Source organism: Methylobacterium sp. AC433 (genome assembly GCF_979253015.1).
Genome location: NZ_CEEDBN010000017.1, coordinates 106,932 through 118,154, shown reverse-complemented (window position 1 = coordinate 118,154; position 11,223 = coordinate 106,932). Strand labels below are relative to the sequence as shown.

General features: G+C 67.4%; 9 protein-coding genes. 2 read left to right on the top strand and 7 right to left on the bottom strand.

Features of this window, described 5'->3' with window-relative positions; translation table 11 throughout:
• From AC0IWM_RS20255 to AC0IWM_RS20230, 6 genes are all read right to left on the bottom strand, one after another.
• Nucleotides 1–1,689, bottom strand: a 1,689-nt coding sequence (locus AC0IWM_RS20255; RefSeq protein ID WP_471757926.1) for a right-handed parallel beta-helix repeat-containing protein, incomplete at its 3' end; no start/stop codon positions are given.
• Between the two features lie 207 nt (nucleotides 1,690–1,896).
• The gene (locus tag AC0IWM_RS20250; RefSeq protein WP_471757924.1) at nucleotides 1,897–3,213 is read right to left on the bottom strand and encodes a replication-associated recombination protein A; all 1,317 of its coding nucleotides are present in this window, start codon (nucleotides 3,211–3,213) and stop codon (nucleotides 1,897–1,899) included.
• Nucleotides 3,214–3,297: 84 nt separating this feature from the next.
• A complete protein-coding gene (locus tag AC0IWM_RS20245) occupies nucleotides 3,298–4,761 on the bottom strand; it encodes a Do family serine endopeptidase (protein ID WP_471757922.1) in 1,464 nt (487 codons plus the stop codon).
• Nucleotides 4,762–4,880: 119 nt separating this feature from the next.
• Nucleotides 4,881–5,516, bottom strand: a complete 636-nt coding sequence (locus tag AC0IWM_RS20240; protein WP_471757920.1) for a phasin family protein — start codon at nucleotides 5,514–5,516, stop codon at nucleotides 4,881–4,883.
• A 222-nt stretch (nucleotides 5,517–5,738) separates the two neighbouring features.
• Complete coding sequence (locus AC0IWM_RS20235) at nucleotides 5,739–6,101, bottom strand: phasin (RefSeq protein ID WP_471757918.1); 363 nt, start codon at nucleotides 6,099–6,101, stop codon at nucleotides 5,739–5,741.
• A gap of 124 nt (nucleotides 6,102–6,225) precedes the next feature.
• The gene (locus AC0IWM_RS20230) at nucleotides 6,226–7,479 is read right to left on the bottom strand and encodes a glycosyltransferase (protein WP_471757916.1); all 1,254 of its coding nucleotides are present in this window, start codon (nucleotides 7,477–7,479) and stop codon (nucleotides 6,226–6,228) included.
• Between the two features lie 142 nt (nucleotides 7,480–7,621).
• On the opposite strand from AC0IWM_RS20230, the gene AC0IWM_RS20225 reads away from it, so the two are divergent.
• Nucleotides 7,622–8,896 carry a glycosyltransferase family 4 protein gene (locus AC0IWM_RS20225; protein ID WP_471757914.1) on the top strand — a complete coding sequence of 425 codons (1,275 nt, stop codon included), beginning with the start codon at nucleotides 7,622–7,624 and terminating at the stop codon, nucleotides 8,894–8,896.
• Nucleotides 8,897–9,082: 186 nt separating this feature from the next.
• Nucleotides 9,083–9,265, top strand: a complete 183-nt coding sequence (locus AC0IWM_RS20220; protein WP_056474271.1) for a hypothetical protein — start codon at nucleotides 9,083–9,085, stop codon at nucleotides 9,263–9,265.
• 106 nt (nucleotides 9,266–9,371) lie between these two features.
• Here the strand turns inward: AC0IWM_RS20220 and AC0IWM_RS20215 are convergent, their stop codons facing one another.
• A complete protein-coding gene (locus AC0IWM_RS20215) occupies nucleotides 9,372–11,054 on the bottom strand; it encodes an acyl-CoA dehydrogenase family protein (protein ID WP_056474269.1) in 1,683 nt (560 codons plus the stop codon).
• Nucleotides 11,055–11,223 lie beyond the last annotated feature (169 nt).

Genomic DNA, 11,223 nt, shown 5'->3' with positions numbered 1-11,223 from the left:
CTGCTCCATCAGCACGGCCTTGCCGGCGCTGTCATAGCTCGTGTGGGACGAGGCGTAGTCCTTGCCGGTGACGCCGCCGAGATAGACATCGTAGGACTTGTCGGAGTGCTGGACGGTCTTGTTGGTGAGCGTGCCGGCGGCGTCGTAGGTCTCGGTGGTGGTGTCGAGCCCGACGACCTTCTTCATCATCAGGCTGCCGTCGGCGCGGAACTGCTCCATCAGCACGGCCTTGCCGGCGCTGTCATAGCTCGTGTGGGACGAGGCGTAGTCCTTGCCGGTGACGCCGCTGACGTAGACGTCGTAGGACTTGTCGGAGTGCTGGACGGTCTTGTTGATCAGCGTGCCGGCCGCGTCGTAAGTCTTCGTGACCTTGTCGCCGTCGACGATGGTCGTCGATGTGGTTGGCGTCGGGACAGGCGCCGGGGCCTGGACCAGCGGCGGTGCGATCGGTGGCGCGATGATCGGAGCGGTCTCGACGATGACCGGGGGTGGCACGATCGTGACCGGCTTGTCGGAGTTCAGACCGACCGAACTCGCTGCTACTAAGGAGGCGCCGAGATCACCTGTGAGATTCTTCAGCGTCTCGACAATTGAGACGCCTCCGGACGGTGCGACCGTGTTGTACTTTTCGCCAGAATTCAGCGCCATCGACCAGTTGTTGTAGAGGTGGGTCGCCTTGGAGGGCGCATAGAAGACGTTATCGTAATGATAGCTGCCGACTTGTTTAAAGAAAGAGTCGCCGTTATTCAAATACATCACGTTGTTGTGGAAGGAAAGCTCACCTTTCTGAGAGGGAGCGTCCAGGAAAACGCTAGCCATCTGCTTTGCGGTGTTGTTCTGTTCGATGATGGTATTTTGGCTCGCGTCGACGTTCTTGAACGTGCTGGCGAAGTTGCCACCGCCGTTGTGCAGGACAAGGAAGCCGGCGTTGTTCAGGCTGACGTTGTTCGTGATGGAGATGTTCGTCAGGACACTCTTGGTCCCTCCGGCCTCGATGAAGCCGACGCTGTTCTCGATCCAGTTGTTGTGGATCTTGATGTTGTTCATCGTGCCGAACAGCTCGATGCCGCCGCCATCGTGGCCGTAGTCGAAGCTCGGCGCCTTGGCGTTGACGATCTTGGTGTACGAGACCTCGTTGTTGCTGTTGCCGATCATCACGCCGACCGCGCCGTAATCGTCGTCGTACACGTTGGCCGTGTTCTTGATCATCTTCAGATCGTGAAAGTAGCTGCGCGTGACGAGGTTGTCGGTGCCGTTGAGCATCACGCCCTCGCCGACCTGGCTCGCCTCCACGTTCCGGATCGTGATGTGGCTGGCCGACTTGGTGACGTTGACGCCCGCCTGCGCGGCGCCCGTGATCGTCAGCCCGTCGATGACGACGTACTTGGCGTTGGCCACGTTGATGGCGTCGGAGTAACCCGCCGCGCTGTTGGCGATCGTGGCGGCCGGCCCCGTGCCGTAGGTGGTGAAGGTGATCGGGGCCTTCTCGGTGCCGGAGGCGGTGATGGTGAGCGCGCCCGTGCCCGCCGCCGAGGCATTGTAGGCGGTGCCGGCCTTGAAGGCGACGGTGTCACCGGCCTGAAGCTTGAGCTTGTTGACCGCCTCGAGGCTGGTGAGGGGCGCGTCGGCCGACAGGCCGCTCCTGTTCGAGCCGCCGGTGAAGGAGGAGTCGACGTAGTAGATCGTCATCGTGCTTTTCGCTCTCAGGCAAAAACATCTGCGATGACGCTCGTATAGATGATACAAATTGCGTTATATTCATTGAATACGATAAAATTCGAGCTTTCATTTCCGAATTTGTTAATGATACTGCCGATCAAGCCGTCGCCATCGCGCGACGGCTTGATCGGCCGGCATGAATGGGGCGGGACCGACGTGGCGCGGAATGCCTCGGCGTCACGCCTCGTCGGACCGCCGCTTCTGGCGCAGGGTCTCCCAGTGGGCGAGGCGCTCGGTGTAGCGGCTCTCCATGCCTCGGTCCGTGGGTTCGTAGAAGTGCTGCCGACCGAGGGTTTCCGGCCAGTAATCCTGGCCTGAGAACGCATCTGGCTCGTCATGGTCGTAGCGGTATCCCTCGCCGTAGCCGATCTTGCGCATCAGCTTGGTCGAGCCGTTGAGGATGGTTCGTGGCGGCGGCAGCGAGCCGTGCTCCTTGGCGACGCGCGTGGCGGCCTTGTAGGCGGCGTAGACCGCGTTCGATTTCGGCGCGCAGGCGAGGTAGACCGTGACCTGGGCGAGTGCCAACTCGCCCTCCGGCGAACCGAGGAAGTCGAAGGCGTCCTTGGCGGCGGTGGCGACGACCAGGGCCTGCGGGTCGGCCAGACCGATATCCTCCACTGCCATGCGCACCAGGCGGCGGGCGATGAACAGCCGATCCTCGCCCCCGTCGAGCATCCGGCAGAGATAGTAGAGCGCCGCGTCCGGGTCGGAGCCGCGCACGGTCTTGTGCAGGGCGCTGATGAGATTGTAGTGCCCCTCCTGGGACTTGTCGTAGATCGGCGCCCGGCGCTGGATGATCGCCTGCAACTGCTCCGCGTCGAAGACCTCGTCCGTCTTGGCGGAGCGCCAGACCTCCTCGGCGAGGGTCAGCGCGGCGCGCCCGTCCCCGTCGGCCATGCGGACGAGCACGCCCCGGGCCTCCGCGTCGAGCGGCAGCGGCGTCTCCGTCAGCGTCTCCGCCCGCACCAGCAGCTTGGCGATGGCCGCATCGTCGAGCGCCCGGAAGAGCAGCACGCGGGCGCGCGACAGGAGTGCGGCATTCAGCTCGAAAGACGGGTTCTCGGTGGTGGCGCCGACCAGCGTCACCGTTCCGTCCTCCATGACGGGCAGGAAGGCGTCGAGCTGCGCCCGGTTGAACCGATGGATCTCGTCGACGAAGAGCAGGGTACCCCGCCCCATGGCCCGGCGCCCGCGTGCCGCGTCGAACACCTTCCGTAGCTCGGCGATACCGGAGAAGATCGCCGAGATCTGTTCGAAATGCAGGTCCGTCTCGTGGGCCAGCAGGCGTGCCACGGTTGTCTTGCCGGTGCCCGGTGGCCCCCAGAACACCAGGGATCCGAAGGAGCGGGCGTTGAGAAGGCGGGTCAGGGCCCCGTCCGGGCCCGTCAGCTGTTCCTGGCCGACGACCTCGGCCAGGGTCTTGGGGCGCAGGGCATCGGCGAGGGGGCGGGGGGCGGCCCGGGCGAGGCCGGCGGAGGCGAACAGGTCTGACATCGGCGCATCAAAGACGTGGGTGACCGCCGCCCGCAACCGGGAAAATCGCGGCCTCCCCCGCCCGCCGCGTCCGCGCCCAGGCCGTCAGCCCCCGAACATCGAGGTCATCACCTCGCCGCCGCGGTTGATCGAGACCTCCCACATGCTGAGGCTGTTGCGGGTGATCCGCTCCAGATCCTTCGTCGTAGCGATGGGCATGCCGTTGATCGCGACGATCATGTCGCCCTTCTGCAGGCCGGCCCGCGAGGCGATCGAGCCCTCGTCGACGCCGGCGACCGCGACCCCGTCGGCGGGAAAATCGGCCTGAAGCTCCTCCGCCACGGCGGGCGAGGTGTTCACGAGGGTTGCGCCGAGGAACGGCGAGCGGGTGCGCACCTTGAGGGTGTCGCGCGGGCGCGTCTCGGGCGCGGGGCTGAGCTTGACCGCCACGGTCGAGCGGCCGGTGCCGCGCAGGATGCCGAACTGGGTCTGGCCGGTCAGGCCCTTCAGGGCGAAACGGTAGCCGAAGGCTTCCGGGTCGTCGACGGTCTTGCCGTCCACCGTGAGGATGAGGTCGCCGCGCTTCAGCCCGGCCTCCTCCGCCGGGCTCTTGGCCTGGAGGCTCGCCACCAGCACGCCGGTGGGGTGATCGAGCCCCATGCTCTCGGCGATGTCGGGGGTCACGCTCTGGACGCGCGCCCCGAGCCAGGGCCGGCGCACGGCGGTCGCCCCACCCTTGGCGGTCTCGACCACCGCGCGGACCATGCTGGCCGGAATGGCGAAGCCGATGCCGTGGCTGCCGCCGGACTGCGAGTAGATCGCGGTGTTGATGCCGACCAGTTGGCCCTGCAGGTTCACCAGCGCACCACCGGAATTGCCGGGATTGATCGCCGCATCGGTCTGGATGAAGAACTGGTAGTCGGACGAGCCGACCTGGGTCCGCGCGAGCGCCGAGACGATGCCCTGGGTCACCGTCTGGCCCACGCCGAACGGATTGCCGATCGCCATCACGAAGTCGCCCACCTCGAGGGACTCGGAATCACCGAAGGCCATCGGGATCAGGCCGCCGGACGGGCTCTTGATCTTGACCACGGCAAGGTCGGTGCGGGGATCGCGCAGCACGATGCTGGCCTCGAATTCGCGCCGGTCCGCGAGCGCGATGCGGACCTCGTTCATGTTCTCGATGACGTGGTTGTTGGTGATGACGAGGCCGGATTCGTCCACGATCACGCCGGAGCCCAGGGACTTCTGCGCTCGCTCACCCGGCGCGCCGCCGCGCCCGCGACCGCCGCCATTGTCCCCGAAGAAGCGCCGCATGAATTCGTCCATGGCACTGCGGCTCTGGCCCCGCGTGTCCACGTGCGAGGCGTAGACGTTCACCACCGACGGGGCCGCGCGCTTCACCACCGGGGCGAAGGAGAGCTGCACCTGGCCCTTGGCGAGGGGGACCACCTTCTCGGGCGCCGCTTTCTCGGCGACGTCCGGCGACTTCATCATCTGCGCCGTGGCAGGCACCGCGGCGAGGGGTACGGTGAGCAGCGGGACGAGCAGAAGGGACGTGCGCAGCATGGAAACTCCTGGAACCAGGGCGTGGCGGCTTTGCCCCGATCTGGGACGATGCCGCGACGGATTCCGGGATATCTAGACGGGTCGGGCCGCCGGCGCGAGGGGCGCCGGCACCGGGGGTCTCAGCGCCGGGCGATCGCGCCGGTGAAGCGGCTGGCGCGCTTGGCGAGGGCCGCGAAGCAGCTCAGCGAGGCGTCGGCGGCCCGCTGCATCTCGCTGACCTGGAGGCGGATCGCATCGGCCGGGGTCTTGGCTCCCGAAAGCGCCTGCCAATGGGCCACTGCCGCGGCACTCTCGCCGCGCAGGTAGGTCAGCACCGTGGTGTTCACCTCGCCGAGTTCACCCATCACCTCGGTGATCCGCGGCGCTGTCGCCAGTGCGTTGAGCTTGCCGAAGGAGGCTGCAACACCCGTGGCTGCGGGCGCGATCGCCGGCAGCGCCACCGCAGTCGTCTCGGGCAGAGCCTGGACGATGGTCTCCACGGTCTCGGTCGCGACCTCGACTGTCTCCTTCGCAGCCTCGACCGGCGCCGCGGCCTCCTCCGGCACCACGGTGAGGTCCTCGACGAGATCGGAGGCTTCGGGTGCGGCGGACACGGATTCGTCCGAGCCCGTCTCGCCGTCACCACCGCCGGCCGCCGTCAGCGCCTCCGACGAGACACCTTCGAGAAGCGCCTCGTGGACGTTCGGCGCGTGCTCCGGCCCGGACGGGAGATCCTGCTCGCCGCCCTCGACGGTATGCATGGTGTCAGCGTTCATCGGTCCAGCCTCCTGGATGCCTTCGAGTTCCGGCGGCGTTCCGGCCCGGTCCTGCGCTCTGGGTGGCGTTCTGCGCCGTCTTGCCATGACTGTGTCTCCTCGCCGTTTCGGACTCGAGAATAGCCCGAAATGGTGGATCGGTCTGCGGGGCGTCGCCGTTCCGGCGGTGCTCCGGGATGCGGAGGGCCGGCACTGCCCTCCGGGTTCGAGCGCCGGCCGACCTCAGGCGGACGGGCGCAGGGTGTTCTGGGCCAGCGTGCCGAGATCCTTGGCTTGCGCCTGCAGGTTGGCGATCTGGTTGCGGACGAATTCGCCTTGCAGTTCCATCGCCTCGCGGAGGTCGCGCGTACGGACCAGCTTCTGGGCGAAGTCGAAGGTCGCCACAGCGTTGTCCTGAACTTGATCCAAAGTCTTGGCGACGACCGTCTGCATCGAGGCTTGCACCGAGCCCGACGTGGACTGCATCTGCTCGGCCGTCTTGATGGCGGTGCCGATGAAAGTGCTGACGGCGGTGCGGGCCTGATCGACACTCTTCTCGGCGAACGCGCGCATCTCGGCGGGGATCTCGAAGGTCTGGCTGGTCATCTCGATGCTCTCCAATGCGCAACGAGTCGTTCGATGCGCCGCAAAAGTTTTATGTTGCGACGCAACATGGACGTCAAGTCTGCTGACGCGGAAAGATGCAGAATTTTGCCAATTCCCGGAGGCGTCACGCTGCCGAGGCGTTTCCCTTCACGTTTGCCGGGCGGGCGGTCCGGTTTGCAAGAATGCGTTCGTAGACGGCGATCAGCGAAGCGGCATGGGCGCTGAGCGACATGGGAGCTGCCCAGTACCTTTCATGGGCTGCCGCGCCGAGTTTCGCGGTGCGGGCGTCGTCGCGAAACGCCGCTGTCGCCGTCGCCCATGCCTCCGGCTCCGGCAAAACGGAAAAACCGTTCACGCCGTCGACGACCTTCTCGCAGGCTCCGGACCGGGCCGAGGCGATCACCGGAATGCCGTGAGCCAGGGCCTCGTAGACCGTCAGCGGTCCGGTTTCGTACCAGCGCGACGGCGCTGCGATGGCCCGAGCCCGACGGCGCAGGAGCGACCAGACCGCCTCCGGTGCCTGCCAGCCGACGAGTTCGACCCCGACCCGTGCCCGAAGCTCGTCCTCCAGAGGGCCGCTGCCGATGAACAGGGCGGGGAGTCCGGCGGCACGCGCGGCGTCCGCCACGAGATCCGCGCCCTTCTCCCGTGTCAGCCGTCCCACATACGCGAGCGCATCGCCCCGCGCCGGATCGGCCGGTGCCTGCTGTCCGACGCGCACGGGGTTGTCGACCCGGTGATGAGTCAGCGCCAGTCCTTCGAGAAGGGCGCCCATGCGGCTCAGGCTCGCGTCGCATACGTGGATGACGTCGAGCCGATGCGGCTTCAGGGCCGCACGCAGGGAGACCGAGCGGCCGACGCGCACGAGCTTGTGCAGCCGGCTCCTGCCATCGCAGGGGGCTGCGATGCAGGCGGCCGAGAGCGGCTTCAGGGCACAGGGTTCGGCCCGGTCGAAGCGATAGTAGACCCCGTTCGGGCAGGCGAAAAAGTAGTCGTGCAGGGTCGCCACCACCGGCAGGCCGCGCCCGAACAGGGCCGGGAAGATGCTCGGCGACAGGCTGCGCGTCCACTGGTGGAGATGGATCAGGTCCGGCCGCACCGGCAGGGCGTCGAGGGCGGCCCCGAGGCGCGCGGCAGCCTGCCCGTCCCAAAGTCCGTCGAGGGCGGCACGATGGGCCGGACGCTGCCAGATGTCGGTGTTGCCGAGGCCGATCCGGCGGATTCGCGGATGGCCGAGGAGTGGATCGACGGGCCCGTCGATGGCCTGGATGTAGGTGACGTCGAGTCCGGCCTCGGCGAGGCCGCGCGCCGATTCGACTGCCACCTTCTCGGCGCCCCCGCTCGCCACCGCGAATTCCGCCAACACGACGATCTGCATGCTCAGCCCGAAGATGCGGCGATGCCCAAGAAATTCGAAGCGGTTCGCCCAAGGACCGCCGCAAGTGCGTGGATTTACCGGAGATCAACGCACGTTCGGTAAAGATCGCCGAAGACCTCGTCGTTGGCCGGGACTGTCGACCATGCATCTCGTCCTCGTCGTGGATCACGCTTTCATCAATGGCGGACAGGCCAAGGTGGCGCTGGATGCCGGTCTCGGTCTGCGGGCGCGAGGGCACAGCGTCACGGTGTTCGCCGCCGTCGGCCCCGCCGATCCGCGCCTGGAGGCGGCCGGCATCCGCGTGGTCTGCCTCGGACAGGATGACGTCGGCACGACGAAGAACAAGCTCGCCTTCGCCGCGCAGGCGATCTGGAACCGCCCGGCGGCCCGGCGGCTGGCGATGGAGTTGCGCGGCCTCGACCCGCGGGACACCGTGGTCCACGTCCATGCCTTCGCCAAGGCACTCTCGCCCTCGATCGGGCGCAGCCTCGCGGCCTCCGGATTGCCGCTGCTCTACACCATGCACGAGTTCTTCCTCGTGTGCCCGAACGGCGGTTTCTACGAGTATCCGGCCGCCCGGATCTGCCACCGCACGCCGATGTCCCTGGGCTGCCTGAGCACGAACTGCGACGCCCGCAGCTATCCGCGCAAGCTCCTGCGGGTTGTCCGCCACCTCGGCCTCGAGCATGTGGCCGGTCTGAAGGCGCTGTTCCCGCACATCGTTACCCTCAGCGCATTGCAGGAACGGGTCGTCGCCCCGCACCTGCCGGACTCGACCCGTTTTCACCGGGTCGACAACCCCATCTCGGTGGACGAGGCTCCTCTCCATGCCGGGCCGCCCGGCGATTTCCTGTTCGTCGGACGCATCTCCACCGAGAAGGGCGCCCCGATCTTCGCCGAGGCGGCGCGCCGCGCCGGCGTGCGCCCGGTCTTCGTCGGGGACGGGCCGGCCCGCGCGGATCTTGCGGCGCGTTATCCCGAGGCGGTGATGCTCGGCTGGCGCGACGCGGCCGGGGTTCAGGCGCTGATGCGACAGGCCCGGGCCCTGGTCTTTCCCAGTGTCTGGTACGAGGGCCAGCCCCTCACCGTCTACGAAGCTCTCGCCTGCGGTGCGCCCGTGATCGTCAGCGATGCCTGTGCCGGTCGCGAGGCGGTGGAAGATGGCGAGACCGGCTTCTGGTTCCGTTCGGGCGACGCGGATTCGCTCGCCGCCCACCTCGTGCGCCTCTCCGACGACGGCCTCGCCGAGCGCATGAGCCGGGCCGCCTACGAGCGGTACTGGGCCGCGCCCCTCACGCCCGATGCGCATCTCGACCGGCTGACGCAGGTCTACGACTTCGTTCTGCGCGAGGCGCGGACGGCGGGTGCCCGCACTGACCGGACCACGACCCGCGCCCAACTTCCGGCTGCGTCCTGAAGGACTGGAGCACGGCGCGTCGATCGGGCATCGAAATTCCTGGTCGCGCGGTTCCTCGCCGCAAGCCTCGGCGCCCGGCCTGATTCCGTCCGATGCTTCGGCTGATGGAAACCGGGCGCGCCCCCGACGTTGTCCCGGACGACGTGCCGACAAAGGCGCTGGCCCGGAACCGAAGGAGTGCCCTGAATGGCCGAACAGCAGAAGACCGCGGAGACCGACACCATCTCCACGACGGGCCAAGCGGCCCCGAAAGGGTCGGACAAGCACCGTCCCGAGAACCAGAAGGGGGAACTCGATCAGCGTCTCGACGAAGCGCTGGAGGAGACCTTCCCGTCGAGCGACCCCGTATCGGTGAAGGTCACCAAGTAGCGCAGAGCAGCGCTCCATCCGAGAAACGGGAATGCCGGGGCGATCGGCTCGCCCCGGCATTCTCCCCTGGCGATCCGCGTCGCCGCGGATCGCCGATTCCGATCGTTCAGGCCGCTTCGAGCAGGCGGCGGGCGATGACCTGGGCCTGGATCTCGGCGGCACCTTCGAAGATCGAGAGGATGCGCGCGTCGCAGAGCACGCGACTGACCGCGTATTCCAGCGCGAAGCCGTTGCCGCCGTGGATCTGCAGGGCGTTGTCCGCCGCCGCCCAGGCGACGCGGGCGCCGAGGAGCTTGGCCATGCCGGCCTCGAGGTCGCAGCGCTTGCCCTCGTCCTTCTCGCGGGCCGAGAAGTAGGTGAGCTGGCGGGCGATGTTGATCTCCACCGCCATCATGGCGATCTTGTCGGCCACGCGGGGGAAGTTGATTAGCGCCTTGCCGAACTGCACCCGCTCCTCGGCGTAGCGCAGGCCGAGATCGAGGGCGTTCTGGGCCACGCCGATGGCGCGGGCCGCCGTCTGGATGCGGGCGGATTCGAAGGTCTGCATGAGCTGGGCGAAGCCCTTGCCCTCGACCTCGCCGAGCAGGTTGGCGGCCGGCACCTCGAAATTGTCGAAGGCGAGCTCGTATTCCTTCATGCCGCGGTAGCCGAGCACGTGGATCTCGCCCCCCGAGAGGCCTGCGACCGGGAAGGGCTCGGCATCGGTGCCGCGCGGCTTCTCGGCGATGAGGAGCGAGAGGCCCTTGTGGCCCTTCTCCTCGGGCTTCGTGCGCACGAGGCAGGTCATGATGTCGGCGCGCACGGGGTGCGTGATCCAGGTTTTGTTGCCCGAGATCTTCCAGACGTCGCCGTCCTTGACCGCCTTGGTGCGCAGGCTGGCCAGATCGGAGCCGGTGTTCGGCTCGGTGAACACGGCGGTGGGGAGCGTGTCGCCCGAGGCGATGCCGGGCAGGAAGCGGTGCTTCTGCTCCTCGGTGCCGCCACACAGGATCAGCTCGGCGGCGATCTCCGAGCGGGTGCCGAGCGAACCGACGCCGATATAGGCGCGGGACAATTCCTCGGAGACCACGCACATCGAGATCTTGGGCAGGCCCATGCCGCCGTATTCCTCCGGGATCGTCAGGCCGAAGACGCCGAGCTCGGCCATCTTGGTGACGATCTCCATCGGGATGTAGGCGTTCTGGCTGTGCCACTCGTGCGCATGCGGCACGACCTCGGCGAGGCCGAAACGGCGCATCTCGGAGCGGATCGCCTCCATGTCCTCGTCGAGGCCGGACTTGCCGATGGTGGCCGCGCCGCCGTTGTCGCGGATGCGGGCCACCAGGGCGGCACGATTCTCAGCCGTGTTGCCCTCTGCGATCAGGGTCTCGACGGCCTCCGTGCGGAACTTCGCGATCTCGCGCGCACCCAGGCCGAGGGAGCCGGTGGGTCGCACCATCTCGCCCTGGCTCATCGGGATGCCGGAGAACATCTGGTCGAGGTACTCGCCGAGGCCGATCCGGACGAGGAGGCTCTCGGTCTCGCCGAACTCTCCGCTCTCGGTCAGGCGCTGAGCGTAGGCGCCGAGCTCCCGAACGCCCTCGGCGTAGGTGGCGATCCAGGCGAGGCCGTGGGTGGCGTGCTGCTCCGCCTCCATCTTCTCGGCCGAGATCTTGCCCTCGTCCGACAGGATCGTTGCGCGCACGCGCCGGGTCGCTTCGGCGACGAGGCCCTTGGCGGCCTCGGCGGCGTCGCGGGCGAGGGTCACGAGATCCTGCGGTTCGGTCGAGACGACGGGAGAGGCTGACATGGCAAACTCGCTGGCAAAGGATGGGGGCTTTGCAGTCCATTATAGGCAGGTTTGTCACGCCTGTAGAGGCGTCTCGCCGCACTGCGGCACTATCCCGCCTGAATTCATTATCCGCCAAATCGAAAAACCCTGATTTCTCTTTGCTCTTCGTGGGATGATGAATTTTATT